General features: G+C 70.7%; 25 protein-coding genes. 11 read left to right on the top strand and 14 right to left on the bottom strand.

What is annotated here, in order from left to right:
* Positions 1-110: 110 nt before the first annotated feature.
* Positions 111-1,166: a DNA replication/repair protein RecF gene (gene recF / locus FFS23_RS17015; protein ID WP_137899541.1), complete on the bottom strand. Its 1,056-nt coding sequence runs from the start codon at positions 1,164-1,166 to the stop codon at positions 111-113.
* 116 nt (positions 1,167-1,282) lie between these two features.
* Here recF and FFS23_RS17010 point away from each other — a divergent pair, with 116 nt between their 5' ends.
* Positions 1,283-1,699: a response regulator gene (locus FFS23_RS17010; RefSeq protein ID WP_137899540.1), complete on the top strand. Its 417-nt coding sequence runs from the start codon at positions 1,283-1,285 to the stop codon at positions 1,697-1,699.
* A 29-nt stretch (positions 1,700-1,728) separates the two neighbouring features.
* Positions 1,729-2,181 carry a hypothetical protein gene (locus tag FFS23_RS17005; RefSeq protein WP_137899539.1) on the top strand — a complete coding sequence of 151 codons (453 nt, stop codon included), beginning with the start codon at positions 1,729-1,731 and terminating at the stop codon, positions 2,179-2,181.
* 191 nt (positions 2,182-2,372) lie between these two features.
* Here the strand turns inward: FFS23_RS17005 and FFS23_RS20215 are convergent, their stop codons facing one another.
* On the bottom strand, positions 2,373-2,534 hold the full coding sequence (locus FFS23_RS20215) for a hypothetical protein (protein ID WP_171009532.1): 162 nt from the start codon (positions 2,532-2,534) through the stop codon (positions 2,373-2,375).
* A gap of 131 nt (positions 2,535-2,665) precedes the next feature.
* Between FFS23_RS20215 and FFS23_RS17000 the strand changes: the two genes are divergently transcribed.
* Together FFS23_RS17000 and FFS23_RS16995 are read left to right on the top strand one after the other, a co-directional pair.
* The gene (locus FFS23_RS17000; RefSeq protein WP_038665833.1) at positions 2,666-3,067 is read left to right on the top strand and encodes a glycine zipper 2TM domain-containing protein; all 402 of its coding nucleotides are present in this window, start codon (positions 2,666-2,668) and stop codon (positions 3,065-3,067) included.
* Positions 3,068-3,162: 95 nt separating this feature from the next.
* Positions 3,163-5,064 (top strand): LpqB family beta-propeller domain-containing protein, encoded by a 1,902-nt coding sequence (locus FFS23_RS16995; RefSeq protein ID WP_137899538.1) that lies wholly within the window; start codon positions 3,163-3,165, stop codon positions 5,062-5,064.
* 25 nt (positions 5,065-5,089) lie between these two features.
* Here FFS23_RS16995 and FFS23_RS16990 read toward each other — a convergent pair whose 3' ends face one another.
* Together FFS23_RS16990 and FFS23_RS16980 are read right to left on the bottom strand one after the other, a co-directional pair.
* On the bottom strand, positions 5,090-6,076 hold the full coding sequence (locus tag FFS23_RS16990) for a cell wall hydrolase (RefSeq protein WP_249340731.1): 987 nt from the start codon (positions 6,074-6,076) through the stop codon (positions 5,090-5,092).
* Positions 6,077-6,315: 239 nt separating this feature from the next.
* The gene (locus FFS23_RS16980; protein ID WP_137899536.1) at positions 6,316-9,153 is read right to left on the bottom strand and encodes a M16 family metallopeptidase; all 2,838 of its coding nucleotides are present in this window, start codon (positions 9,151-9,153) and stop codon (positions 6,316-6,318) included.
* Positions 9,154-9,397: 244 nt separating this feature from the next.
* Between FFS23_RS16980 and FFS23_RS16975 the strand changes: the two genes are divergently transcribed.
* From FFS23_RS16975 to FFS23_RS16960, 4 genes are all read left to right on the top strand, one after another.
* Complete coding sequence (locus tag FFS23_RS16975; protein ID WP_137899535.1) at positions 9,398-10,675, top strand: MFS transporter; 1,278 nt, start codon at positions 9,398-9,400, stop codon at positions 10,673-10,675.
* Positions 10,672-11,799: a metallophosphoesterase family protein gene (locus FFS23_RS16970; RefSeq protein ID WP_137899534.1), complete on the top strand. Its 1,128-nt coding sequence runs from the start codon at positions 10,672-10,674 to the stop codon at positions 11,797-11,799. The genes FFS23_RS16975 and FFS23_RS16970 overlap by 4 nt, the downstream gene beginning before the upstream one ends.
* A 158-nt stretch (positions 11,800-11,957) precedes the next feature.
* Positions 11,958-12,323, top strand: a complete 366-nt coding sequence (locus tag FFS23_RS16965; protein WP_038665847.1) for a hypothetical protein — start codon at positions 11,958-11,960, stop codon at positions 12,321-12,323.
* 75 nt (positions 12,324-12,398) lie between these two features.
* Positions 12,399-13,889, top strand: a complete 1,491-nt coding sequence (locus FFS23_RS16960; protein WP_212742994.1) for a PAS domain-containing protein — start codon at positions 12,399-12,401, stop codon at positions 13,887-13,889.
* Positions 13,890-13,916: 27 nt separating this feature from the next.
* Here FFS23_RS16960 and FFS23_RS16955 read toward each other — a convergent pair whose 3' ends face one another.
* The 5 genes from FFS23_RS16955 to FFS23_RS16935 form a co-directional block, all read right to left on the bottom strand.
* Complete coding sequence (locus tag FFS23_RS16955; protein WP_137899533.1) at positions 13,917-16,124, bottom strand: hybrid sensor histidine kinase/response regulator; 2,208 nt, start codon at positions 16,122-16,124, stop codon at positions 13,917-13,919.
* A 117-nt stretch (positions 16,125-16,241) separates the two neighbouring features.
* Complete coding sequence (locus FFS23_RS20340) at positions 16,242-16,715, bottom strand: hypothetical protein (RefSeq protein WP_212742993.1); 474 nt, start codon at positions 16,713-16,715, stop codon at positions 16,242-16,244.
* A 100-nt stretch (positions 16,716-16,815) separates the two neighbouring features.
* Positions 16,816-17,925 carry an acyltransferase family protein gene (locus tag FFS23_RS16945; RefSeq protein ID WP_137899532.1) on the bottom strand — a complete coding sequence of 370 codons (1,110 nt, stop codon included), beginning with the start codon at positions 17,923-17,925 and terminating at the stop codon, positions 16,816-16,818.
* Positions 17,922-18,470: a sugar O-acetyltransferase gene (locus FFS23_RS16940; RefSeq protein WP_137899531.1), complete on the bottom strand. Its 549-nt coding sequence runs from the start codon at positions 18,468-18,470 to the stop codon at positions 17,922-17,924. Before FFS23_RS16940 ends, FFS23_RS16945 begins: the two co-directional genes overlap by 4 nt.
* Before the next feature lie 4 nt (positions 18,471-18,474).
* On the bottom strand, positions 18,475-19,164 hold the full coding sequence (locus tag FFS23_RS16935; RefSeq protein WP_038665858.1) for a DUF1349 domain-containing protein: 690 nt from the start codon (positions 19,162-19,164) through the stop codon (positions 18,475-18,477).
* Between the two features lie 92 nt (positions 19,165-19,256).
* Between FFS23_RS16935 and FFS23_RS16930 the strand changes: the two genes are divergently transcribed.
* Both FFS23_RS16930 and FFS23_RS16925 read left to right on the top strand, forming a co-directional pair.
* Positions 19,257-19,808: a TetR/AcrR family transcriptional regulator gene (locus FFS23_RS16930; RefSeq protein ID WP_212742992.1), complete on the top strand. Its 552-nt coding sequence runs from the start codon at positions 19,257-19,259 to the stop codon at positions 19,806-19,808.
* A gap of 77 nt (positions 19,809-19,885) precedes the next feature.
* The gene (locus FFS23_RS16925) at positions 19,886-21,067 is read left to right on the top strand and encodes an MFS transporter (RefSeq protein ID WP_137899529.1); all 1,182 of its coding nucleotides are present in this window, start codon (positions 19,886-19,888) and stop codon (positions 21,065-21,067) included.
* On the opposite strand, the gene FFS23_RS16920 is transcribed toward FFS23_RS16925, so the two are convergent.
* Complete coding sequence (locus FFS23_RS16920) at positions 21,064-22,899, bottom strand: DUF885 domain-containing protein (protein WP_137899528.1); 1,836 nt, start codon at positions 22,897-22,899, stop codon at positions 21,064-21,066. The genes FFS23_RS16925 and FFS23_RS16920 overlap by 4 nt on opposite strands.
* A gap of 128 nt (positions 22,900-23,027) precedes the next feature.
* Positions 23,028-23,336: a hypothetical protein gene (locus FFS23_RS16915; protein ID WP_038665866.1), complete on the bottom strand. Its 309-nt coding sequence runs from the start codon at positions 23,334-23,336 to the stop codon at positions 23,028-23,030.
* 116 nt (positions 23,337-23,452) lie between these two features.
* Between FFS23_RS16915 and FFS23_RS16910 the strand changes: the two genes are divergently transcribed.
* Positions 23,453-24,085 carry a nicotinamidase gene (locus FFS23_RS16910; RefSeq protein WP_137899527.1) on the top strand — a complete coding sequence of 211 codons (633 nt, stop codon included), beginning with the start codon at positions 23,453-23,455 and terminating at the stop codon, positions 24,083-24,085.
* Here the strand turns inward: FFS23_RS16910 and FFS23_RS16905 are convergent.
* The 3 genes from FFS23_RS16905 to FFS23_RS16895 form a co-directional block, all read right to left on the bottom strand.
* Positions 24,082-24,774 carry a FadR/GntR family transcriptional regulator gene (locus tag FFS23_RS16905; protein WP_137899526.1) on the bottom strand — a complete coding sequence of 231 codons (693 nt, stop codon included), beginning with the start codon at positions 24,772-24,774 and terminating at the stop codon, positions 24,082-24,084. The two genes, FFS23_RS16910 and FFS23_RS16905, sit on opposite strands and share 4 nt — an antisense overlap.
* Positions 24,771-25,514 carry a helix-turn-helix transcriptional regulator gene (locus FFS23_RS16900; protein WP_137899525.1) on the bottom strand — a complete coding sequence of 248 codons (744 nt, stop codon included), beginning with the start codon at positions 25,512-25,514 and terminating at the stop codon, positions 24,771-24,773. The genes FFS23_RS16905 and FFS23_RS16900 overlap by 4 nt, the downstream gene beginning before the upstream one ends.
* A 64-nt stretch (positions 25,515-25,578) precedes the next feature.
* A complete protein-coding gene (locus FFS23_RS16895) occupies positions 25,579-26,874 on the bottom strand; it encodes an MFS transporter (RefSeq protein ID WP_137899524.1) in 1,296 nt (431 codons plus the stop codon).
* Positions 26,875-26,930: the final 56 nt, after the last annotated feature.

Genomic DNA, 26,930 nt, shown 5'->3' with positions numbered 1-26,930 from the left:
GCCGAAGGCCGGTGGTGGAGGGGGCGTTTCCGCATAAGGCGAGCTCACCGTATCCTCCCCCTCCGTCACGCCCTCCGGGCGCGCCACCTCCCCCTGGCGGGGGAGGAATTCTACCCCAGCTCCACGCGCGTCGCGTCGCTCGCGATCGCGGCGAACAGGGCCGGTTCGGTGCCGGTCATCCACACTTGGCCGTGGCCCGACAGCCGCTCGAACAGCGCGGCGCGGCGGACGGGGTCGAGATGCGCGGCGATCTCGTCGAGGAGGAGGATCGGGGCGTGGCCGGTGCGCTGCGCGACGAGTTCGGCATGGGCGAGGACGATGCCGAGCAGCAGCGCCTTCTGCTCGCCGGTCGAGGCGAGCGCCGCCGCCTGCGCCTTGCCGAGATGCGTCACGGCGAGATCGGCGCGGTGCGGGCCGGCAAGCGCGCGGCCGGCAGCGGCGTCGCGCGAACGGCCCTGGCGCAGCGCGTCGAGCAGTTGCGCGCCATCGCCGCGCCAGCCCTCCAGCGCCACCGCAGCACGCGCGAACGGGCCGTCGGGCTGGTCTGCGAGCCGCTCGCCGAGCAGCGTGACGGTGGTGCGCCGCGCGGTCTCGATCGCGCCGCCATGGTCGGCCATCTGCGTCTCCAGCGCGGTCAGCCAATCGGGATCGGCCGGCACGTCGGCGGCGAGCAGGCGGTTGCGCGCCCGCATCGCCGCTTCGTAGCGCGCGGCATGATGCGCATGCGCGGGTAGCAGCGCCAGCGTCAGCCGGTCGAGGAAGCGGCGGCGCTCGCCCGCGGGCTCGACGAACAACCGGTCCATCGCCGGGGTCAGCCACAGCACGGTCAGCCATTCGGCGAGCGTGTTGGCGGTGGCGGTGGCGCCTTGGATGCGCAACTGGCGGCGCTCGGGCGTCGCGGCGAGCGTGCCGGTCGCGATCTCGACGTCGCCGCCGGGCGCGGCGAGCGTCGCGGCGATGCCGAAGCCGCCCGCGCCGCCCTGCCGCTGCATGTCGGCGAGCGGCGCACGGCGCAACCCGCGGCCGGGCGCGAGCAGCGACACCGCCTCGAGCACGTTGGTCTTGCCCGCGCCATTCTCGCCGGTGAGCACGACGAAGCCGGGGCCGGGGGCGAGCGCCAGGCCCGCATGGTTGCGGTAATCGGTCAGGACCAGGCGCGACAGCATCGTCCGCCCGCCTATAGCAAAGCGGCGATGCGGCAAATCGCCGTCATCGGCCGCGTATCCCGGCGTATCCGTTTGATCGGCAAGGAACGGATGCGACATGGGCCGGTTGCGACGGCATGACCGACACCCCTTCCGCTGCGCCGCTCGCCGGTCGGCACATCCTGATCGTCGAGGACGAATGGCTGCTCGCCGATCATCTCGACGGGATAGTCACCGAGGCCGGCGGCACGGTGCTGGGTCCGTTCGCCACCGCCGACCAGGCACTGGCCGCACTCGCCGGCGACGCACCACGGCCGGACGCGGCGACGCTCAACGTCGTGCTGCTGGATCATATGTCGTTCGACGTCGCCGACCGGCTCGGCGCGCTGGCGATCCCCTATACCTTCCTGTCCGCCAATCGGCCGTACACCTTGCCCGAGCGGTTCCGGACGACACCGCTGCTCGGCAAGCCGTTCGCCGATTGGCAGGTGGTCGCGGCGCTGGTCGCGCTGCTGGATCAGGCGGAACCCGCCCGGACCCGCACCGTTGGATGAGCGAACAGCAGCAACCGGGATTCTTTGCGATGGATTACAAGAAGATCGGCTTCGGCCTCGGCGCCTTCGCGGCAGGTGCGGCGGCGTGGACCGCGGCGACGGCGGCATTCGGCCCCAAACCCGGCTCGCGCCCGCGCCGGCTGGCGGACGACGCGGGCGTTGGCGCGGTGCCGGGCGACAGCACGACCAGCCCGATCGCGCCGCGGCCGGCGACGATGGCCGCCGCGCCGGTCGGCATGGCCGAGACCGAAAAGCATTTCGAGGAGCAGCCGGGCAATCCGGCGGCCGAACACGTGCCGACCGATCTGATGGGCGACGCGCATCCCGGCAACGACAGCCGTGCGGTCGAGGCATTCCGTCCCGACCCCACCGCGGTGCCGACCGAGGAAGAGCGGGAGGCATTGCGGCCGGCGACCGGTCCGGCGCCGACGTTGGTGGCCGATCGCGGCAGCGGGTTCAGCGAGGCGACCGGCGCCGCCTGAGTTATGCAGTGCTCCTGCGGAAGCAGGGGCACTGGCGTTCCGGACGTCATCAGACGGTGTTCTGCTTGGCCCTGGGCTCCTGCCTTCGCAGGAGCACTGGCTTGCGCGAACGATAGCCGAGGCGGCCCTTCACCTGACTGAGCCCCGGCGTTCACCCACCGGATGTACGCTCGCAGGCGTCCGCTACGCGGTCAGTCGTTGCCGAGCAGCGAGGATTTGCGGGGGATCGTCTCGCCCTGCGGCTGGTCCTTGTCGAGCGTGTCGCTCGGGCGGCGGGCGTCGCCGCCGCGTTGATGCTCGGTGGACAAATTGGGCTCGGACGTCTCGGTGGTCGGCTTGGTGTCGTCGGTCATCGTCGCTTCCTCTCGCGACCTCAACCGCCGGGTCGCGCGCTGCGTTCCGCCGACGACGGCTTGATCCAGGTTGCAACCAAAACGGTGCAGGGGACATTCTTCCTTTCATCTGAAGCAAATGGGAGGATGTCATGCGGATACCCTTGTTGGCGGCGACGATCGCCGCGACCGCGCTTGCGGGATGCTCGACGTCGGGCACGGACGGTCGCTATCGGGGCTACAGCCGGTACGACTACAACCGGGTCGACCCGGCGTACGGCGGCTATTACGCCGATCGTTATTATGCCGACGGTCCGCGCTATCGCGAGCGCCGCCTGTCGTCGCGCGACCGGATCTATCGCGGCGAGAACGGCCAATATTATTGCCGCCGCAACGATGGGACGACCGGGCTGATCGTCGGCGGTCTCGCCGGCGGCGTGCTCGGCAACATCATCGCGCCGGGCAATTCGGGCCTGCTCGGCACGTTGCTGGGCGGCGCGGCGGGTGCGGCGGTGGGACGGTCGGTCGATCGCAACAACGTACGCTGCCGATAACGCAACGCGGCGGAGCGCGGCGATCCGCGTTCCGCTTGCGGCGGCGCGGCGAGGCGCTAAGCGTCAGGAATAGTGCCTGACCCGCCGGAGTTCCGATGCGCCTGATCCTCGCCGCCGCCCTGCTCGCCTCCACCTCGCCCGCCGCCGCGCAGGCGCTGCATCAATATGGCGCGCTGGCGATCTCGCCGACCGGCGACCGGGTCGCGGCAGTCGAAAGCGCGGGCGGTCATGGCGTGGTGACGGTGCGCGGCACCGCCGACGGCCGTGTGCTGCGGACGATCGATCCGTGCAAGACGTGCAGCTATTCGGGGCTGACCTTCGCGCCCAATGGCGATCTCGTCTTCCTCGTCCGCGACACCGCCGCGGTGCGGCTGAGCTATGCCGATGCGACGACGACGCGGACGATCGCGACGATCCCCGGCATCGCCCAGACGCCGCGCGTCTCGCCCGACGGCACGCGGATCGCGCTGCTGGTGACGCTGGGCGCCGCCAAGGAATCGGGCGCGACGCAGGCGGGCGTGCGGATGATCGGCGAGATCGGCGAGAAGAACGACGAGCAACGGCTCGCGGTGTTCGACATCGGCAAGCCGGCGGCGACGGTGACGCCGCTGTCGCCCGCCGGGCGCTACGTCTACGAATATGACTGGACCCCGGACGGGCGCGGCTTCGTCGCGACCACCGCGCTCGGCAATGGCGACAACAATTGGTGGGTGGCGACGCTGGATGCGATCGACGCGCGGACCGGGGCGGTGCGCCCGATCGCCAAGCCGGTGACGCAGCTCAACCAGCCGCGCGTCTCGCCGGACGGGCGGACGGTCGCCTATGTCGGCGGCTTGATGAGCGATTTCGGCTCGATCGGCGGCGACGTCTTCACCGTCCCGCTCGCCGGCGGCACGCCGCGCAACATCACCGCCGGCGCCAAGTCTACGGTCACCACCATCGACTGGACCGCGGGCGGGCTGCGCACCGTGACGCTGGCCGGCGACCGCATCCAGTTCGGCACGCTGACGCCGGGCCAGTCGGTCGCGCCGGGCTTCGCCAAGCCGGCGAGCAGCGCGGCGGGCGACGGCCGCGCGGTCTTCTCCGCCGACGGCCGCATCGCCGCGGCGGTGGTGCAGGATTACGAGCACGCGCCGGCGATCTATGCCGGGCCGGTAGCGGCGCAGGCGAACGGCGTGCGGCAGATCACCCACGACAACGACGCCGCCCCGGCGCTGGCGAGCGCGCGCAGCATCGCCTGGCAGAACGAAGGCTATGACGTGCAGGGCTGGCTGCTCGCGCCGCGCACCGCGCCCGCCGGCAAGGCGCCGATGATCACGATGGTGCACGGCGGCCCGTCGGCGGCGTCGATGCCGGGCTATGTCTCGGCGGGGTCGATGAACGGCGCGCTGCTGAAGGCGGGCTATTACGTCTTCCTGCCCAATCCGCGCGGCAGCTTCGGCCAGGGCGAGGCGTTCACCGCCGCCAACAAGCGCGACTTCGGCGGCGGCGACCTGCGCGACATCCTCGCCGGGATCGATGCGGTCGAGCGCGTCGCGCCGGTCGACGATGCGCGGCTGGGGCTCGGCGGGTGCAGCTATGGCGGGTTCATGGCGATGTGGACCAACACCCAGACCAACCGGTTCAAGGCGATCGTCGCCGGCGCCGGCCTGTCGAACTGGGTGAGCTATTACGGTACCAACGGCATCGACCAATGGCTGCTGCCGTTCTTCGGCAAGACGATGTACGACGACATCAAGGCCTATGAGGACGTGTCGGCGGTCTATCAGGCGAAGAAGGCGAAGACGCCGACCTTCATCTACGTCGGCGAGCGCGACATCGAGGTGCCGCCGACCCAGTCGATCGAATGGTGGCACGCGCTGAAGGATCGCGGCGTACCGGTCAGCCTGGTGATCTATCCCGACGCGGGCCATTGCGTGACCGCGCCGGAGCAGGCGAGCGACGTGCGCGCGCGCGCGATCGCGTGGTTCGATACATATGTGAAGGCGGCGAAATAGGGGCGGCGGCGCTCCAGGCGCGCGCCTAGAACAGCGGCTTGCCCGAATCCTTCCATTTGTCGAGCACGGTCGCGGCGGGCGGCAGCATGTCGGGCGGCGGCGTGGCGGCAGGTTGCGGCGCGCCCGGCGCGACCGGGAGCGGCGCGGCGGCGGCGATCAGCGATGGCGGCGGCACGACCGGCGGCGCGGCGAGGCGCAGGTGCGGACCGGGCATCGGCTCGCCGCCGCGGTAGTTCCGGGCGAAGGCGGCGCTGGTGCCCCAGAAGCCTTTCCAGCGGTGGAACAGATGCGCGCCGACGACGTCGGTCATCACCATCGCCCGGTTCCACGTCGGGGTCACCGCATAGGTATGGTAATGCGTGGCGAGGCCGACCGGCGCATAGACATAGCCGGCGAGCGCCATCGCCGCATGCCGCGCCGCGCGCGCCCAGGCGGCGCGCGCCGGCACCCGCGCCATCGCGCCATCGCAGGCGAAGCTGAACTGGCAACCGGCGCGCTCGGAGCCCTGATAGACGACGCCGCACACCGTCGGCGGGAAGGCGGGGTGGCGGGCGCGGTTGAGGATCACCTGCGCGACGGCGGACTGGCCGGCGTCGGATTCGGACGCCGCCTCGTAATAGATTGCCGCGGTGAGGCATTCGAGCGCGCGCGACCGGTCGAGGCCGGTCGCCGCGCTGGTCGAGAAGGGCGCGGCGCCGCTGCCGCTGCGCAGCGCCGCCGCGAGGACGGCGGCCGACACGGGCAGCGCGGGCAGAGCGGTGGTCCCGGTAACGCCTTCGGCGGGCGCGGCGCTCTCGCCCGCGGCGGGCGTGGTGGCGGCGGCGTAGAGCAGCGCGGCGCCGGGGAAATGATCCTCCGCCTCGTAACCGGCGGGCGCGGGCAGCGGCGGCGCGACGACGCCATGCGCGGCGATCGCGCGCCACGCCGCCTGCGCCGCCAGCAGCACGGCGAGCGCGAGGCATAGCGCGACCAGCGCCAGCCACAGTCGCGTCATCGTCCGGATCGTCCGCATTGGCACCCGCATTACGCGCCAATAGCTTACATCGGGTTTCGCGTCCGCGGGGATTGCGGATGCATCACGCGCATCGGTGGTCACGGGCGGTGACGACGACAAATCCTCCCGTCACCCCGGGCTCGACCCGGGGTCCCGCTTTTTCCTCATCGGTACCCGTAAAGGACGTAGCGGGACCCCGGATCACGTCCGGGGTGACGGCGGAATGGCGCTTGCGGGGGCGCCTCCGTCGAGTCCCCTTATCTCAGCGTCGGGCTGTCGAGGTTGAGTTGCGCTTCGGTCAGCGTCTGCGTGTCGGGGCGGGCGGCTTTCAGCGGCGTGAGGAACTGCTTGGCGTCGCCGACGATCGCGACGCTTGCCGCCTTGGGATCGAGCAGCGCCGCCGCCGCCGACTGGACCGCGGCGGGGGTCACCGCCTCGACCTTGCCGGTATAGGCCTGCAATTCGGTGAGCGGCACGTCGTCGAGGACGTAGCTGCCGAGGATGCCGGCGATACCGCCGGTCGTCTCGACGGTGCGGCCGAAATTGCCGACCAGCACCGCCTTGCGCGTCGCCAGCTCCGCCTCTGGCACCGGCGCCGTACCCATCCGCGCCATCTCGGCGGTGATCAGCGTCACCACCTCGGCCGCGGTCGGGTTCTTGGTCTGGGTGCGCGCGGTGAATTCGCCGGCGAGGCGGCCGCCGCCGACCCCGCTCGACGCGCCGTAAGCGAGGCCGCGCTTGATCCGAACCTCCTGGTTGAGCCGCGACGAGAAGCCGCCGCCGAGCACGGTGTTGGCGACCGCCAACGGATAATAGCGCGGGTCGGCGCGCGGGATCGCCGGCCGCTCGACGACGACGCCCGCCTGGCCCGCACCGGGCATGTCGACGACGATCGTGCGCGGCGCCGGGAAGGCGGCGAGGGCGACCGGCGCAACCGGCGCGCCGGCGGGGGCACGCCACTGGCCGAGCTGCGCCTCGGCGAGCGCCTTGGCCTGTGCCGGGGTGACGTCGCCGACGAGGATCAGCGTCGCCTGATCGGGGCGCCACGTGCGCGCATAAGCGGCGGTGACGTCGCCGCGGGTGATCGCCTTCAGCGACCTCGGCGTGCCGCCGCCCGGCGCGCCGAACGGCGAGGCGCCGAAGGTGGCGCGGTCGGCGACCATTGCGGCGAGCTGCGCCGGGTCCTTGACCGCGACGGTGACCGCATCGACCTGCTGCGCGCGGGCACGGTCGAGTTCGTCGGGCGCGAACACCGGATGCGTCGCGACATCGGCGAGGATCGTCATCGCCGGGGCGAGCTGGTCCGACTTGACCGTCACCGAGACGGTGCCGCCCTCCTGATCCGAGCCGGCGCCGATCGATCCGCCGAGGCTTTCGACCTGCCGCGCGATCTCGGTCGCCGAGCGGGTGGTGGTGCCCTTGGTCATCAGGCTGGCGGCAAGACTGCTGACGCCCGAGCGGTCGACCGGATCGAGCACCTCGCCGCCGGTCGCGACGAGATAGGCGGTGGCGATCGGCAGCTCGTGACGCGCGACGGTGATGACGCGCAGGCCGTTGGCGAGCCGCGTCTCGACCGGCTGCGGCAGGTTCGCCTTGACTGGCGCGGCGGGGGCGGGCGGCTGGATGCGCTCGGCTTCGGGCGCGGGGGTGACGATCGCGATCTGCGCCGGCGGGGTGAGCGGCGCGGTCTGCACCGTCGGGGCGATCGCGATCGTGTCGCCGTTCTGGCCGGCGGGCTTGGCGGTGTCGGGCAGGTAGCGGATCGTCGCCGACTGGGCGTCGCCGAGATATTTGCGCGCGACGCGCTGGACGTCGGCGGCGCTGACCCGGGCGATCTCGGCAAGCTGACGGTCGGCGGCGCGGGGGTCGCCGTCGATGATCACCGACGAGGCGAGGATGCGCGCCTTGCCCTCGGCGGTTTCGCGGCTGCGGATCGCCGAGGTCAGGATCTCGTTCTTCGCCTCGGCGAGTTCGGCGGCGGTGACCGGCGCATCGCGGAAGCGCGCGATCTCGCGCTTGAGCGCACTCTCGCCCTGCTCGACCGTCTTGCCGCCGGCGAGGATCGCATAAGCGATCAGATTGCCGGTGCCCTGTTTGCTGTCGAGGAAGGACGAGGCGTCCTGCGCGAGCTGGTCGCGGTAGACGAGGCTTTCATAGAGCCGGCTGCTCTCGCCGGTCGACAGGATCGTCTGGAGCACGGTCAGCGCCGGGATGTCGGCCTCGCGGTCGGCGGGGACGTGCCAGCTCATCAGCACCGCGGGCAGCGGCGTATTGGGTTCGTAGACGGTGTAGCCGACCGCCTTGGTGCGCGGCGGCTCCTGCACCGCGACGCGCGGAATGGTCGCGGCGGGCTTGGCGATCTTGCTGAAATACTGGTCGATCCACGCATTCAGCTGCGCCGAATCGAAATTGCCCGAGACGACGAGGATCGCATTGTCGGGCCGGTAATAGGTCGCGTGGAAGGCGCGGACGTCGTCGATCGACGCGGCTTCGAGATTCTCGATGCTGCCGATTGTCGAGCGCGCATAGGGATGCGTGGTATAGGCCGCGGCGGACAGATAGGTGGAGAACAGCTTGCCATAGGGGCGGGCGAGCGTCGACTGGCGCAGCTCCTCCTTCACCACGTCGCGTTCGGAGGCGAAGCTCTTCGGCTCGACGACGAGGCTCGCCATCCGGTCGGCCTCGGCGAAAAGAAGCCGTTGCAGGTGGTTGGCGGGGATGACCTCGAAATAATTGGTGTAATCGTCGTTGGTCGAGGCGTTGTTGTAGCCGCCGACGTCCTCGGTCAGCCGGTCCATCTGTTCGGAGACGAGGTTGCGCGTCGCCTTGAACATCAGATGCTCGAACATGTGCGCGAAGCCCGAGCGGCCGCGCGGATCGTCCTTCGAGCCGACGTCGTACCAGACCTGCACCGCGACGTTGGGCGTGCCGGTGTCGCGCAGTGCATAGACGCGCAGGCCGTTGGCCAGCGTCCGCTCGGTGAAGGCGATCGGCTTGACCGACGCGGTGTTGGCGCGCGGTGTCGCGGTCTGGGCGGTGGCGGCGAGGGGCAGGAGCGCGGCCCCGAGCAACAGGGCGGCACGAACGAGGCGCATGGATCGGGGCTCCGGCTGGGCAGATAGGATGGCGGCGAGTTGAGCCGCAGCCGGGAGCGGTGTCAATCGCGCAGGCTTCCATCATGACCGAAGCGAGATGACGCCGAATTCATCTAATGGGTAAGTTGTTGATCTTGTTTTGCTATACCTGCCGTTCCCGGGACTGGCCGCGATCGGGGTGGCGGGGCGATGGGTCTAATTCGGCAGATTCGGGTTTAGCGCCACGAACCGAAGGACGTGGGCCATGGCATCGAGCGCAATTCCCGTTTCGCGATCCGCATCGTCCGACGAGACGGGGCGCGCCAGGACGGCGTTGCAGGCGCTCAACTTCTTCATGGCGGACATGCAGGCGGGAATCGGGCCGTTCCTCGGCGTGTTCCTGCAGCAGCGCGGCTGGACCGCGGGACCGATCGGCACGGTGATGTCGGCGGGCGGGGTCGCCGGCATGGTGATGACCGTGCCGGCCGGCGCGTTCATCGACCATACCGAGAAGAAGCGGTTGGTGGTGATCGTCACCGGCATCTGCACGGTGATGGCGTCGTTCCTGATCCTGCTGTCGCAATCGGGCTGGGTGGTGACGGTGAGCCAGGTGGCGACCGCGATCGCCGGCGCGGCGATCGGGCCGGCGGTGACCGGGATGACGCTGGGGGTGGTGCGCCAGCGCGGCTTCAACGCGCAGAACGGCCGCAACCAGGCGTGGAACCATGCCGGTAACATGATCGGCGCCGGCCTGTCGGGCTTCCTCGGCTGGAAGTTCGGTATGCCAGCGATCTTCTATCTCGCCGCGGCATTCGGCGTGCTGGCGATCGTCAGCGTGCTGATGATCCCCGAACGGGCGATCGACCATCGCGCCGCGCGCGGCCTCGAAGGGGACAAAGAGGATGATGCAGACGGCGGCGGGCAGGCGGAGGGGTTCAAGACGCTGCTGCGCAACAAGCCGATGCTGATCCTCGCCGCGGCGCTCGCCTGTTTCCACCTCGGCAACGGCGCGATGCTGCCGCTCTACAGCCTCGCGGTGGTCGGCGCGGGAAAGGGCAATGCGGCGCTGTTCACGGCGACCACGGTCGTCGTCGCGCAGGCGGTGATGATCGCCGCGGCGCTGATCGCGATGAAGATGTCGGCCGGCAAGGGCTATTGGCTGGTGCTGCTGATCTCGTTCGCGGCGCTGCCGCTGCGCGGGTTCCTCGCGGGGACGTTCATCGAACATTGGGGCGTGTGGCCGGTGCAGGCGCTCGACGGCATCGGTGCCGGCTTGCAGAGCGTCGCGGTGCCCGGCCTCGTCGCCTGCCTGCTCGACGGCACCGGCCGGGTCAACGTCGGCCAGGGCGCGGTGATGACGATCCAGGGCCTCGGCGCGTCGCTGAGCCCGGCGATCGGCGGCTGGATCGCGCAGGCGTTCGGCTATCACGCCGCCTTCCTGATCCTCGGCAGCTTCGCGCTGGTCAGTCTGGCGCTGTGGATCGGCTTCGCCGGCCTGTTGAGGCCGGCATGCGAAGGCAAACGGGCGGAGAACAAGGCATGAAGACGATCACCTGGGTCCATGTCGGCGACCTGCACGCCGATCCCGCCGACGGCTGGCTGGGGATCGACCGGCTGGCGGAAATCGTCGCCGATCTCGCCGCGGTGCGCGAGGGGATCGACTTCGTCTTCGTGCCCGGCGACAACGCCAATCACGCCACCGCGGAGCAATATGACCGCATCCGGGCCGCGCTCGCGCCGCTGGCGCTGCCGGTGTTCACCATCCCCGGCGATCACGATTTCGAGGACGGCACGCTCGCCGCCTTCCGGGCCGGCACGCCCGAGGCGATGCGCCCGTTCGAACGGGTGATCGGCGGCCATCGCTGCCTGTTCCTCGATATCGTCAGCGCCGGCAGCGGCGGGCCGGACTTCCGCATCGGCGCCGGCCAGCGCCGCCGGATCGACGCCGCGCTCGCCGCCAGCGACGACGAGGGGCTGACGCCGTTGGTCTTCATGCACGCCTACCCCGGCGATCTCGCCGACGGGGGCGAGGCGCTGGCCACGGCCTTCGCCGACGCCGGCGTCGCCTTCGTCGATACCGGCCATACGCATTACAACGAACTGCTCAACGACGGCCGCGTCGTCTATGGCGCGACCCGCTCGACCGCGCAGATCGAGGAGGACGGCGGCGCCGCGGGCTATGCGATCGTCAGCGTCCATGACGGCGTGCCGAGCTGGACCTTCCGGCCGATCGGCGATGCCGCGCCCGGCTGGCCGCACGTCCAGATCCTGTCGCCGGCCGACGTCCGGCTGCTGACCCGACCGCACGATCCGCGTCATGTGCCGGCGCCGGGCCGGATCGCGGTGACCGCGCGCGTGCTGGGACCGGAGGCCGCGCCACCGGTGGTGGAGGCGGATGGCATCGCGACGCCGATGCAGCCGGTGCCCGGCCAGCCCGCGACCTGGACGGCGGTGGTGACGATCGGGCAGCCCGGCCTCCACCCGCTGCGGGTGCGCAGCGGCGCGGCGAGCGACACGATCGACATCCTGGTGCGCGACCGCGAGGACCGCCCCAAGCGCGGCCGCCCGGTGGTGCCCGGCCGTGCGGTCCATACGATCGGCGCCTGGCCGTCGCGGCACATCCTCGGCGCGCAGCTCGGCCCCAACCGCAACGGCGGCGGCTGGTGAGCGCGCGACCGGCGCCGTACTAGGTCAAAAGCACCATGGCCTAGTGCAGCAATACCGGGGGCTTGGCCCGGATTTCGGAGACATTTAGGTCGACTTGGCGGCGGCGATCCCGGACAAGCAGCCACCGACACAAGGGTGCGGTGACAGGGGATATCTTGATGGCCGATCGTCTCTTCTTCCGCGCGCCGGTCTGCGTCGCGACCGGACTTGCCGCGTTGCTGGGCGGCTGCGTCGACCCCTCGGCGCGGATCGCCACCGCGATGGAGGGGTATGGGTTCCAGCCCGCCCAGTCGCAATGCGTCGGCGACCGGCTGGAGGCGAACCTGTCGATCGGCCAGTTGCAGCAGCTCGGCCGTGCGGCGCGCGCGGCGCGGCAGGGTGACGCCAGCCCCGGGCGGCTGACCATCGGCGACTTCGTGCGCGTCGCGGGGCAGGTGAAGGACCCCAAGGTGCCGATCGAGGTCGGCAAGGCGGCCGCGGGCTGCGGCGTCCTCGCCGATGCGGCCGCGGCGGTGCCGCTCTGAACCCGGCGATAAGCCCCATCCCGGAGCTTTCGCGATATTGCTGAAATGCTTACCTTGAGATAGCGCTGGTCAGGCTTGGATCGTTTCTCTTTCTCTCCCGATCCGGTCGTACCGGTGGTCGCTGCCCCGGCGGTGCGACGGTCGATCGATGCGTTCGGCGCGCGGCTGGACGCGGCGGACCCGGTCGTCATCGGGTTCCGCGACGCGACGCTGCCGATGGCGGTCAGCGACCCGACGCTGCCCGACGATCCGATCATCTACGTCAATGCCGCGTTCGAGCGGCTGACGGGCTATGCCGCCGACGAGATCGTCGGGCGCAACTGTCGGTTCCTGCAGGGCCCGGCGACCGACCCCGACGACGTCGCCCGGCTGCGCGAAGCGATCGCGGCGCGGCGGCGGATCGAGATCGACCTGCTCAACCATCGCCGCGACGGCACCGCCTTCTGGAACCGGCTGACCGTCGCGCCGGTGTTCGGCGACGATGGCGCGCTGACCTATTTCGTCGCCTCGCAGACCGACGTGACGCTGGAACGGCACCGGCTGGTCGAGCTGATCGCGGACCGCGACGCGCTCCAGGTCGAGGTCGCGGTGCAGGAGGCGGCGCTGGCGGAGCGCGAGTTGCAGTTGCAGCTCGCGCTGCGCGCGGGCGGGCTGGGCTATTGGAGCTTCGACGTCGCGTCGCGGGTGCTGGAGGCCTCGCCCGGCTGCAAGGCGATCTTCGGCCGCATGCCGGACGAACCGTTCACTTATGCCGATTTCGCCGCCGCGGTGCATCCCGAGGACATGGCGACGGTCGCCGCGGCGATCGACGATACGATCGCCGGCGTCGCGGACTGCGCGCACGATTACCGCATCGTCACGCCCGCCGGCGAGCTGCGCTGGGTGCAGACACGCGGCGAGGTGACGCGTCGCGACGGTACGGCGCCGACGACGATGATCGGCTTCTCGACCGACATCAGCGCGCGCAAATTCGCCGAGGAGCATCGCGCGGTGCTGGCGCAGGAGCTGACGCACCGGGTGAAGAACACGCTGGCGACGGTGAGCGCGGTGGTCAGCCAGACGCTGCGCAACGCCGGCTCGATCGCCGAGGCGCAGGAGGCGATCGGCGGGCGGATCGCCAGCCTCGGCGCGGCGCACGACCTGCTGATCCGCGACGAGGTGGAGGGCGCGGCGCTCGGCGAGGTTGCCGAAGGCGTGCTGATGCCCTTCATGGACCGTGCCGGCCGCGTCTTCTCGATCGAGGGGCCGGAGGTACGGCTGTCGCCGGCGATCACGCTGGCGATGTCGATGGCGCTGCACGAACTGGCGACCAATGCGGCCAAATATGGCGCGCTGTCGGTGGCGGGCGGGCATGTCGCGGTGCGCTGGCAGCACGTCGACGCCGGCGACCCGCATCGCATCCGTTTCTCCTGGGTGGAGAGCGGCGGCCCGGCGGTGGCGCCGCCGACGCGCACCGGCTTCGGCACGCGGATGATCTCGCGGGTGCTCGCGCAGCACGTGCGCGGGCAGGCCTCGATCGACTATCCGCCCGAAGGCGTGCGCTTCGTCATCGACGCGGTGATCTGAGGTCGGGCACCGGCCGCCGACGCCGCATCAGCCGTTGCGGAGCGGGGCGAGGCGCTGGAAGGCGGCGCTGAGCGCGTCGATCGAATAGGGTTTGTGGAGCAGCTCGAATTCGCCGGCGCCGTGCTTGGACAGGATCTCGCTATAGCCGCTGGTCAGGATGATCGGCAGCGCCGGCAGGCGGGTGCGGATCAGCTGCGCCAGCTCGATGCCGTTCATCCCCGGCATCATCACGTCGGAGAAGACGACGTCGAACCCGTCGCCATCCCCCTCCAGCCGGCCGAGCGCCTCCTTGGCGTTGCGCGCGAGCACGATGTCGTGGCCGAGGTCGCTGAGCGCGGCGGTAGCGAAGGTGCCGACCTCGGGATTGTCCTCGACCACCAGGATGCGCAGCGACGCGGCGGTCGCGGCAACGGGCGGCGCAGGCGGCGGCGCGGCGGCGGGCGCGGCGCGTTCGCGCGGCAGGAACAAGGTAAAGGTCGCGCCCTCGCCGACGCGGCTGGTCGCCAGGACGTCGCCGCCCGATTGCTTGGCGAAGCCGAACACCTGCGACAGGCCGAGACCGGTGCCGTGGCCGACCCCCTTGGAGGTGAAGAACGGTTCGAAGATCCGATCGATATGGTCGGGCGGGATGCCGGTGCCGGTGTCGGTGATCGACACTTTGAGGAAGTCGCCCCGGCGGGCACTATGGCCGCGTACCGGCGGGATGCAGTCGCAGGTGTCGACCGCGATCGTCAGCCGGCCCTCCTCGCCCATCGCGTCGCGCGCATTGACCGCCATGTTGACGATCGCGGTCTCGAACTGGCTGACGTCGGCATGCGCAAAACAGGCGGCGTCGGGCAGATCGAGGTCGACGGTGATCAGCGCGCCGGCCAGCATCTCCATCATGTCGGTCAGCCCGCGGATCGTATCGCCGACATCGAACACCTGCGGGGTCAGCGACGAGCGCCGGGCGAAGGCGAGCAGCTGGCCGGTCAGCGTGCTCGCCCGGTCGGCGGTCTGCGCGATCGCCTCGATATAGCGGTCGCGCCGTTCCGCGCTCAGTCCCGGCCGGCGCAGCAGCTCGGTCGAGCCGCGGATCACGGTCAGCAAATTGTTGAAATCGTGCGCGATGCCGCCGGTGAGCTGGCCGAGCGTCTCCATCTTCTGCGCCTGGCGCAGTGCGTCGTGGGCGCGGGTCAGTGCCTCGCTGCGTTCGGCGACGCGGCGTTCGAGCGTGTCGTTGACCTCCTGCACCGCGCGGAACAGCCGCGCATTGTCGATCGCGATCGCCGCCTGCGCGGCGATGCCGACGAGCAGCCGCTCGTGACGGGCGTGGAAGCGGCCGGGTTCGGGATGGCCGAACAGCAGTCCGCCGAGCACCTCGCCCGAGCGCGACGCGACCGGCGCGGCCAGATAGCTGCGCACCGGCAGATGGCCTTCGGGCAGGCCGCGGTGCGGGGCGTTGTGGCCGTAGCGCGGGTCCGACTGGATGTCGTCGGAGCGCAGCACCCCTTCGTTGCGGAAGGTCGGCGTGAACACCGCGGTCGCGCGCGGCTTGCCGAACCCCTCGAATGCGGCGCGGCTGGCGCCGGACAAGGTGAACAGATGCAGCCGTTCGCCGTCATCGTCCCGCTGGTTGTGGAAATAGGCGCCGAACTGGGCGCCGGTCAGCGTCACGCCGGCATCGGTGACCATCTGCACGAGCGGTTCGAGATCGAGCTCGGCGGCGAGCGCGGTGCCGATGCGGTTCAGCGTCTCAAGACTGTGCGTCTCGGCGATCAGCTCCTGCTCCAGCGCCACCGCCTGCGTCACCTCGATGACGACGGCGAGGACGCCGCCCGCGGTGCCGGCCGGATCGAACACCGGTGCGTAGGTCAGGTCGAAGAACACCTCGGCCGGGAAACCGTCGCGGTGGACGGTGATCCGCTGGCGCGAGAAGCTCAGCGGCTCGCCCGCGAGGCCGGCGCGCAGCACGCGGCGGTTGAAGTCCGCCGCCTCGGGCCAGGCCTGTGTGATCGGCTGGCCGAGGATGGCGGGATGGTAGCGGCCGGCGATGACGGCGTATCGATCGTTGTAGATCAGCCGGCCCTCGTCGCCCCATAGCAGCGCCATCGGCAGCGGCGATTGCAGGACGATCTCGGTGACCGTCTTGAGGTGCGGCGGCCAGCGATCGCGTGGCCCCAGCGGCGTCGCCGCCCAGTCGTGGGCGGCGACCAGCGCCGCCATCTCACCGCCACGACTGGAAAAATCCGTCAATTCTCGGGCCTTGTCATGGTCGCATCACCGACCAGAACCGGCGAACGGCCGAACTGATCCCGATCAATGTGCGCCCATGCCGCAGGTCGTCGCAAACCGGGACGGTACGGGTCGTGTTCAGCCGGCACCGGGTTTGCGCTGTTCGGCCTCGTAATCGGCGTCGGTGCCGATCTTGCCGCTCGTCTCCGCCTCGGCGACGCCATCGGTGGCGGTCGCCGTGACCGGGCCGTCGGTGCCGGCGACCGCATGATCCCGGCGGTCGGCGGTCGGCACTGCGTCGCCGCCACCGTCGGTGGCGTCGGCGCCCTCGCGCGAGCCGGTCGCGGCGTTGGCGACGCTGGCGTCGTCGTCGCCGGCCTGGCCGCTGCCGTGATAGGCGATCTCCGTCTGCCCGCCGTGGCCCATGAAGCCGCCGCCCTCGGGCGTCTTGCCGGTGTGCGGATTGGGATAGGCGCCGCCGCTGCTCTCGCCGCCGGCGCTGCGGCCGTGGATCTCGCGCTCGCCGCCGCCGGGGACGCCCGAGATGCCGTCGGGCGCGCCTTTGCTGGCCGGGTTGCCGCTGACCGGATTGGGGACCTTGTCGTCGCTCATCATGTCATCCTTGGTCGTGGCCGCGGTTGCAGCCTCGATACCCAAGCGATGCGGGTCCGCGATCGTTCCTCGCTTGAGGTGCGATTGAGCGGCGTTGGCGTCACGCCGCGGGCAGGCGGCGGTTCAGGCGGGTGCGGATCGGCACGTCCCAGCGCGCATGCGCGAGGGCGGCGAACAACATGGTGAAGACGAACAATGCGGCCGCGACCGTCGCAGTCAGCCAGCCCGGTCCCTGCCGCCCGGCGATCCAGTTCATGTAGAGATACACGAACGGATAATGGGTGATGTAGATCGGGTAAGACAAGCGCCCCGCCAACTTGCAGAGCGCGACGACGCGCGGGCCGCCGCGCGAATGGCGGCCGGCGACGATGATCGCGGGGAACAGGATCAGCACGCAGGCGGCTTCGTAGAGGCCGTTGAGCTTGAGCGCGCCGACGGCGGGGAAGACCGGCGCGGCGAAGGCGAGCGCGAGCACGATGCTGAGCGTGACGAAGCCGAGCCGCAGTCGCGGCAACTGATCGCCGAGCCGGTAGAGCAGCAGCCCGGTGACGAAGGGATAGGCGAGCCGGACCGGGGCACCCCAGAAATTGGCGAGGCCCCAGCCGGTGTCGTAGGAGCCGAGCGTCAGCGCGGTCGCGGCGGAGACGATGGCGGCGAGCAGGGCGACGCCGGCAAGCGCGCGCAGGCCGAGCCGGCGCAGCAGCAGCGCGTAAGCGAGATTGGCGATATATTCCTGGAAGAGCGTCCAGGCCGGCGCGTTGAGCGGGTGGCTGTCGCCGAGCCGGTTGGCGAGCGGCAGCGACGGCAGCGCGAGCAGGCCGGCGGCGAAGGCGAGCGCGATCAGTCCGGCGGACGCATCCTGCTTGTCGCCCGCGAAGGGATCGAAGAGGTAGCTGACCAGCCCCAGCACCGTACCCAGTATGACGAGCGGATGCAGCCGGACGAGGCGCCGCGCCAGAAAGCCGCGCGTCGTCATCCGCGGCCAGCGATCGTCATAGGCGTAACCGATGACGAAGCCGGACAGCGCGAAGAAGAAGTCTACCGCCAGATAGGCGTGGGGCAGCGCCAGCTTCGATGCGTCGAACAGTACCGCGATTCCCTGGATGTGGAAGGCGACCACCAGCAGCGCGGCGGTGCCGCGCAAGCCGTCGAGCACCTCGAAATGCGTCTTGCCGACGCTGGTGCGGTCGGGTGCCGGGTTCGCGGTCATGCGCGCAGCACGCGGGCGGGGTTGCCGGCGACGGTGGCGCCGGCGGGCACGTCGCGGGTAACGACGCTGCCCGCGCCGACGATCGCATCGTCGCCGATCGTCACACCGGGCAGGATCAGCGCGCCGCCGCCGATCCAGACGTTGGCGCCGATGCGGATCGGCCGGCCGAATTCGAGCATCGCCGCGCGCGCTGCGGGGTCGCGCGGATGATCGGCGGTGAGGATCTGGACGCCCGGTCCAATCTGCGTCCCCGCACCGATCTCCACCGCGACCACGTCGAGAATGACGCAGCCGAAGTTGAGGAACACGCCGTCGCCGAGCCGGATATTGTCGCCATAATCGCAATGGAAGGGCGAGCGCACGGTGACGCCGCGGCCGACCGCACCGAGCCCTTCGACGAGCAAAGCGTGGCGCCTGGCCGGGCTCGCCGCGGCGGCGGCATTGTAGCGCGCCATCCATCGCGCGGCGCGCGCGGCGTCGGCGGCGATCTCGGGATCGTCGGCGGTGTAGAGATCGCCCGCCAGCATCTTCTCTTTCTCGGTCATCGCCTCAGCTCAGATCGTGGAGGTCTTTGCCGAGCGGCGCGGTGATGCGCAGATCGGAGAAGCGCACGCCGAGCCCGCTGCGCTCCGGCGTGCAGGCCATCGGTCCGACCCGGTAGGAGGAGGCGACGGGAAAGGGGGCGAGGCGGACCAGCTGCCAGGTCTTGCCGTCGGCGGAGACCTGCAACCGCAGCACTCCCTTGGCCACCGTCGCCCGCATCCAGAAGTCGGACGCGTCGCCGGTGTAGCGGCCGGTCGCCCAGTCCGAGCGGCCGTCGGTCAGCACGCTGCTCAGCATCGCCGCGCCGTCCGACAATTCGATCCCCGCCTTGACCCAGCGGCGTTCGTCGACGCGGACCATGATGCCGGCCTGATCGTAGAGCTGCTGGTAATCGCCGCGGATGCGCAGTTGCGCGGTGAAGGCGGCGGGGGTGGGGAAACCGAGGAAATGACCACTGTCACGGGTGAAGCCGTAATGCGTCTCGCGCCAGAAATCGGTGGCGCGATCGGTGACGATGCTCAGGTCGTCGGCGGCGTCGGCGTGCCATTGCTTGGGCGGATTGAGCCAGCGCCCGTCGTGGCGGCCGAGCACCGGCGCATCCGCCGCCTGACCGAGTGCCGCACCGGCGGTTGCGGGCAGCGCCAGTGCCGCGGCACCGCCGAGCACGGTACGACGGGATAAGGGCGGTTGGGACATGATCGGCGGCCTTTCTTGCGATACGGCGGCGTCGGCCGCGAAGAATGCGCGTACATGTACAAATGTACACATGAATGGCAAAGGAAGAATGCGTGATATCCGGCGAACCCAAGCGGAACGATCCCGATCGCCGGCAGCGGATCGTCGATGCGACGCTGGAGGTGATCGCGCAGCATGGCGTCGCGGCGACGACGCACCGGCGGATCGCCGCGGCGGCGGCGGTGCCGCTGGGATCGGTGACCTATTATTTCGCGTCGCTGGAGGCGCTGCTGACCACCGCCTTCCTGCAACTGGCGGCGGAATCGTCGGCGGCATTCGCGGCCCGGCTGGCGGAGGCGCAGGACCGCGACGGCGCGCGTGCGGCGATCGTCGACATCATCGCCGAATCGATCTGGGCGGAACCGCGCACGTTGCTGCTCAGCTACGAACTCTATGCCTTCGCCGCGCGCCACCCGCCGGTGACCGCGGTGATGCAGCGATGGATGGACGACAGCCGCGCGGCGCTGGAACGCTTCTTCGATCCGCTCACCGCACGCGCGCTGGATGCGCTGGTCGAGGGGATCGGCATCCACAATTCGATCGACCGCCAGCCGCTGCAACGCGACGCGATCCGCGAGATTGTCGATCGTGTGGCCGGCGCCTGATCCGCCTTTTCCACGATCGAGCGCGGGCCTGGCGATCGGCGCGCGACGCGAGGCGCGGGAGGCGTTAGGCGGCGGCGATGACCGACCAGACCGACCATGCCGGGATCAGCCCGGGGCTCACCGCGATCTTCTCGCTCGCCTGCGGGCTGATGGTCGCCAACCTCTATTACGCGCAGGCGCTCATCGGCGAGATCGCGCCGGCGCTGGGGCTGCACGGTGGCGTCGCCGGGCTCGTCGTCACGCTGACCCAGCTCGGCTATGGTGCCGGGCTGTTCTTCGTCGTCTCGCTCGCCGACCGGGTCGAGAACAAGCGGCTGATCCTGCTGCTCACCGTCGGCGCCTGCCTCGGGCTGGTCGGGATCTGGACCGCGACGGGGGCGACGGGCTTTCTGATCTTCTCGTTCCTCACCGGCTTCTGCTCGGTTGGCGCGCAGATCATGGTGCCGCTCGCCGCGCATCTCGCCCCCGAACGGCGCCGCGGCCAGGTGGTCGGCAACATCATGGGCGGGCTGATCACCGGCATCATGCTCGCCCGGCCACTGGCCAACGGGCTCGCCGCGGTGGCGGGGTGGCGTGCGATCTTCGGACTGTCGGCGATCGGCATGGCGCTGCTCGCTTTGCTCATCGCGCGCACCGTGCCGCAGCGGCGGCCCAAGCCCGATCTGGGCTATGGCGCGCTCCTGCGGTCGGGCCTGTCGCTGCTCGTCCGCACGCCCGCGATCCGCCGCCGTACCGCCTATCAGGCGACGATGTTCGCCGCGTTCAACCTGTTCTGGACGACGGTGCCGCTGCTGCTCGCGCAGCGTTTCGGGCTCGGCCAGATGGGGATCGCGCTGTTCGCGCTCGCCGGGGCGGGCGGCGCGCTGGCGGCGCCGATCGCGGGGCGGCTCGGCGACCGCGGCCATGTCCGCGCCGGCACCGCGGGCGCGCTGGCGGCGGCGATCCTCGCCTTCCTGCTCGCCGGCTGGGCCGGGGCGGCGCATGCGCTGATCCTGCTCGCGGTCGCGGCGGTGGTGCTCGACGCGGCGACGCAGATGAACCAGGTGCTCGGCCAGCGCGTGCTCTTCTCGATCGCGCCCGAGGCGCGCGGACGGATCAATTCGGTCTATATGACGATGGTCTTTCTTGCCGGTGCGCTCGGCTCGACGCTGGCGACGATCAGCTACGACCGCGGCGGCTGGACCGCGACCGCCGCCGTCGGCGCGGTGCTGACGACGGCGGTGTTCCTGCTGTTCCTGACCGAGCGCCGCGCCGCCTAGCGTTTGGCGGCGATGTAGCGCGTCACCTGTTCGTCGAGCAGGTCGAGCGGCAGCGCGCCCTGGTCGAGCACCGCCTCGTGGAAGTCGCGGATGTCGAACTTCGCCCCCAGCGCGCGCTGTGCCCGCGCCCGTGCCTCGCTGATCCGCAGCTGGCCGACCATGTAGCTGGTCGCCTGGCCGGGCCAGTTGAAATAGCGATCGACCTCGCGCGCGATGTCGGTGTCGGAGACCGAGCTGTTGGCGCGGAAATAGGCGATCGCCTTGTCGCGGTCCCAGCGCTGCGCGTGGATGCCGGTGTCGAGCACCAGCCGGATCGCCCGCCACATCTGCAGCGACAGCATGCCGAACCGGGCATAGGGATCCTTATAGAGCCCCATCTCGTCGGCGAGCCGCTCGGCATAGAGGCCCCAACCTTCCGCATAGGCACCGTAGCCGCCGTATTTGCGGAACTTGGGGATGCCGGTCAGCTCCTGCTGGCGCGCGATCTGGAAATGGTGGCCGGGCGCGCCCTCATGCGCGGCGATGCCGGCGACCTGCACCTTCTGCGTCTGCGTCATGTCGATCAGATTGACGTAATAGATGCCCGGTCGCGATCCGTCCGCCGATGGCGGATCGTAAAAGGCGGTCGATGCGGTCCGCTCGCGCCATGGCTCGACCGCGCGGACCTCCAGTGGCGCCTTGGGCAGGACGCGGAAATAGCGGGGTGCCGCCGCCATCGCCCCGGCGATCACCGCGCGCGCATCGCCGAGATACGCCTGCCGCCCCGCCGCGGTGTTGGGATATTTGAACTGCGGATCGGTGCGGATCTTGTCGAAGAACTGGTCGAGCGTGCCGGTGAAGCCGACCTCGCGCTTGATCCCCTCCATCTCCTGCCGGATCGTCGCGACCTGGCGCAGCCCGAGCGCGTGGATCTGCTCGGCGGTGAGATCGGTGGTGGTCGCGGTCTTGAGGCGGTCGGCATAATAGGCCGCGCCGTCGGGCAGGCTCCACGCGCCGAAATTGCCCTTGGACAGCGGCTCGACCGCGTCGAGTGCGGCGAACAGCACGTCGTAGCCGCGGCGGAACGGACCGGTCAGCGCCGCGGACGCCTCGGCGATGAGCTGCGTCCGGGTCGCCGGTGGCACGTCGAGCGCGGTCACCTTCTTGCGGAGATCGGCGAGCAGCGTCGAATCGGGGCCGGCGTCGAAGGGCGCACCGGTGACGACGGCGCGCGCGTCGGACCGGGCGGGGGCGAAATTGACCTTGTTGGGGACGATGCCCGCCGCCGCCTGTTCGCGCATCGTCGCGGCGACCTCTCGCATCACCCGCTCGGTGTCGCGCAGGCGGGCGATATAGGCGCGGGCGTCGGCGAGCGTGTCGATCCGGTGGTTGTTGATCAGCAGCACCGGAATGTCGCCGGCCGGGCTGCCGGTGGTCGAGACCGGGAAGCGCAGCTTGCGGAAGCGGAGCGATTCGCGCCCGCGCGTCACCTCATATTCGAACAAGCGATAGCTGACCCGCGCGCTCTCGCCGAGCTGGTCGGGGCGGAAACGCGCGTGCATGTCCTGCAACTGGCGTTCGGCCAGCGCCTGATCGGCGCGCGCGCCGGCATCGGTGTAATCGTCGAGCCGATCCTCGTGCGTCTTGAGGCCGAGCTGGGTCAGCGCCTCCGGATTGCGATCGAGCTGTTCGTCGAAGGCGCGGTCGAGGAATTGCAGCAGCGCCGCGTCCTGCGTGGCGGTCGCTGCGGAACGGGGCGGGCCGGCTTTGGGCGGGGCGGCCTGGGGCGGGGCGGCGTCGGCCTGGACGAGCGGTGCCGCCGACACCAGCAGCAGGGCAAGAGCGTGACGCATGGAGAATCCCCTGTCGAAACCATCGGCACCGGTTGGTCCGGTGCGCGTATCGCGCCGACCTTACGTCATGCGGGCGCAGCGACAAGTCTCGCGCGTCGGCCGGACGCGAGGCGTCCGGCCGCAGGGCGTCAATCGGCGGTGACGTCCGCCGCGTTGAATTCGGCGAAGGCCTCCTTCACCTCGTCGGCGAGCGTCGCGTCGTTGATGTCGACCGACACGACGACCGCGCCGGCGTGGGCGCCGTCGTCGCGCGCCTCCGGCGTGGGGGCGCCGGCCTCGGTGTCGGAGCCGGCGTCCTCGGTGCCGACGGTATTGTCGGGGCCGTCGGCGGCGATGAACACGTCGGTGCGCGGAATCTCGAACTGCTGCACCAGCCGTTCCACCGTCATCTCCGCTTCGCGCCGCGTCTCGAACTTCGCGGTCAGGGTCGTGCTCATGAACCTCTCCCGGCGGTCACCGCGACCGCCAAGCGCCACCAACGCGCGAACGCCGGTGTCGACGCAGGAATTCGCACGCGCTTTGCGGTCCCGCGCTTGGGTCGGTAAGAGGCGGCATGAACCCCAGCGACGTCACACCCGCGGATGCGCTCGTCATCGTCGATCCACAGATCGACTTCTGTCCCGGCGGGCGGCTCGCGGTGGCGGACGGGGACGCGGTGATGGCGCCGATCGCCGACCTCGCCGCGCGCTTCGCGCATGTCGTGGTGACGCAGGACTGGCATCCCGCCGGGCACAGTTCGTTCGCGAGCAGCCATGCCGGCCGGCAGCCGTTCGAGACGGTGCGGATGCCGTATGGCGAGCAGGTGCTGTGGCCGGATCATTGCGTCCAGGGCACGCCGGGCGCCGATTTCCATCCGGCGGTGGCCGCTGCGGTGGCGCGGGCGGGGCTGATCCTGCGCAAGGGGCAGCATCGGCACGTCGATTCCTATTCGGCCTTTTTCGAAAACGACAAGACGACGCGGACCGGGCTGGCGGGCTATCTCAACGACATCGGAGTGCGGCGGTGCGTGTTCGTCGGGCTCGCCTACGACTTCTGCGTAGCGTGGTCGGCGCTGGATGCGCGGCGCGAGGGCTTCGCGGCGGCGATCTGGACGCCGTACACGCGGGCGATCGCGATGCCGCTGGCGCAGGGCACGACGGTGGATGCGATCGAGGCGCAGCTCGCCGCCGCCGGGGTCGCGTTCTAGCGGACGAAGATGTCGCTGATCGCGCGGTCGAAATGCGCGTCCATCAGCGTCGCGGCGGCCGCGGCGTCGCGATCGGCGATGGCGGCGGCGAGGTTGCGGTGGACGGCGAAGACCGTGTCGCGCTGCTCGGGCGTCTCGCGCGTCTGCCAGGCGGTGGGGACGGCGACGCGCATCAATTGCTCGAACGAGCGGACGATCTGGTGGAACAGCGCATTGCCGCCGGCGCGGGCGATCGCCTGATGGAAGGCGATGTCGTGGCGGATCAGCCGGTCGACGTCGTCGGCGCTGGTCGCCATCTGCGCGGCATGGTCGACGATCAGCCGGGCGTCGGCGTCGCTGCGATGTTCGGCGGCGAGCGCGGCGGTGCGCAATTCGAGCGTGCGACGGACGTCCCAGACGTCGCTGGTGGTGATCTGCGCGGTGGCGACGGCATGGTCGATCGAGGCGGCCATGACCGAGCCGTCGATCGCGCCGACGCGCGCCTTGCGGCCGTTGCCGACGTCGATGACGCGCAGCGCGGCGAGCGCGCCGAACGCCTCGCGCATCACCGCGCGGCTGACGCCGAGGTCGCTGGCGAACTGGCCCTCGCCCGGCAAGGTGTCGCCGACCTTGAGGTCGGCGGTGCGGATATGGTCGCGGACGCGGCGGACCGCCTGATCGACCAGCGAACCGGAAAAATCGGGGGTCATGCGGCGAGCGGGTGGTTGCGCAGCTGCGTCGGCGCTTGGCCGTAGCGGCGCGAGAAGGCGCGGGTGAAGCTGGCGTTGTTGAGATAGCCGCAGCGATAGCCGATCGACGAGACCGGCAAATCGGTGGCGAGCAGCAGCTCGCGCGCGCCGCTCAGCCGGCGGTCGGTGATCGCGTCGGCGACGCTCATCGCGAACATCGAGCGGAAACCGCGCGTGAGCTTGGCGCGGTTGAGGCCGCAGGCGCGCGAGATCGAATCGAGCGTGAGCTTCTCGTGCCAGCGCTCGTCGATCAGGCGGCGCGCCGCGGCGATGCGCTGCGCCTCGCCGGCGGACAGGGCGCCGCTGCCGTCGGCGGGAATCAGGCTGCCCTCGCCCAGTTTCTCGAAGGTCGCGCAGATCAGCTCGATGCATTTGGCGATGCGCAGCGTCGCGGCGGCGGCGCTCGCCAGCCGGCCGGGTTGCAGCGTCAGCGCGATCGCGCGCATGTCGCTGGGGATATGCCAGCTACCGGCGCGATCGGGTGCGCCGCCGAAGATGCGGGTGCAGGCGGTGGTCGCGACGACGAAGACGATCTCCGCCGCTTCGAGCGCGTCGGCGTCGGCGGCCGGGTGGAAGTCGAAGGTCGCGGGGGCGAGCCGATAGCCGAACGCCACCGCCTCGAACGTCCAGTCCGCCATCGGCAGCGGTCCCTCGCCGATGAAGGCGAACATTTCCGGCGATACCTCGACCCGCGTTTTCATCCTGACCTCTCATTCTATCGTTGAGAGCGATGATGAACCTATCGGATAGCTGATGCAAGAGCTTTCAGATAGGTTCCGCCGTCGCCGTCGCCGTCGCGGGGGCGCGGCGCATCGCGACGAAGAAGGCGAGCAGCGACAGCGTGCTGGTCGCGGCGCCGACGGTGGCGAGCCCCTGGTCGAGGTGCGATTCGCCGCCGAACAGGCTGCTTGCCGCCGCGACGAGCGTCGGGGCGACGCCGAAGCCGATCAGCCCGGCGATGGCGATGAACGCGCCGATGCACAGGCCGCGCAGCTCGTTGGGGATGAGCACGGTCAGCGCCACCGAGGTGACGACGCCGGTCACCGCGCCGCATAGCAGCAGCAGCCCGAGCGCCGCTCCGAACACGGGGACGGAGGGTGCGATCGGGAACAGCCCGGCGGGGATGCCGATCGCGGCGGCGATCACCGCGCCGATCAGCAGGCCGCCGCGGCGACCGCTCTTCTGGCCCCAGTCGGCGGAGACGCCACCGACGATCGCGCCGAGCAGGCCGGCGACGAAGATCATCGTTCCCATCCAGCCCGCGACCTGATCGGGGCGGAGGCCGAAGCTGCGCGACAGCACGGGCGCCGCCCAGATCGCGGCGGCGGCGTCGGCCATCACGACGCTGACCTGTCCCATGAACAAGGGCAGCAGGAAGCCGCGGCGCGCCCACAGTTCGCCGGCGACGACGCGGAACGGGGCGTGGGTGCTCGCGGCGACTTCGTGGCGGGCGGGCTCGCGCAGCAGGAACAGCGGGATCATGAAGACGGCGCCGAGCAAAGCGAGCGCGAGATGCGCGCTGCGCCACGGCGCGGCGTGCCAGAACCAGTCGGGTGCGCCGCCATGGAGGAACAGGCCGAACAAGGCGCCGGTGAGGCCGAACGCCATCGCCTGCCCGAGCGACTTGCCGAGGTTGACGACGAGCAACGCGCGACCGCGCTGGGTCGGCGGGCAGAGGTCGGCGCAGAGCGACAGCGCCGCGGTGAGCGCGCCGGTGGTGCCGATGCCGGTCAGCATGCGCGCGACGAACAGCAAGGCGACGCTCTGCGCGACCGCGGTGAGGACGGTGCCGAGGACGAAGGTGGCGACCAGCACGATCATGATGCGGACGCGATTGTGGCGGTCGACCCAGATGCCGATCGGGATCGAGAAGAGCGCGAGCGGCAATGCGGCGCTGAGCCCCTGGATCAGACTCAGGGTATAGTCGCTGAGGTGGAGTTCGGCCTTGGCGCCTTCCTGCACGGTGCCGAACGATCCCATCGTCGCGAAGCCGAGCATCATCGCCAAGGCGAGAGCGAGCAGCGGGAGGAGCGAGCGGGAGAAGGCGGGCGTGGCGGGCATGGCTGGCTCCTGGGGCGACGAAGTACGCCCCTCCCCTTCAGGGGAGGGGTTGGGGG

The organism is Sphingomonas sp. 2SG, assembly GCF_005503285.1.
Classification (GTDB): Bacteria; Pseudomonadota; Alphaproteobacteria; order Sphingomonadales; family Sphingomonadaceae; genus Sphingomonas; species Sphingomonas taxi.
This window is presented reverse-complemented; position numbering and strand designations above follow the sequence as displayed.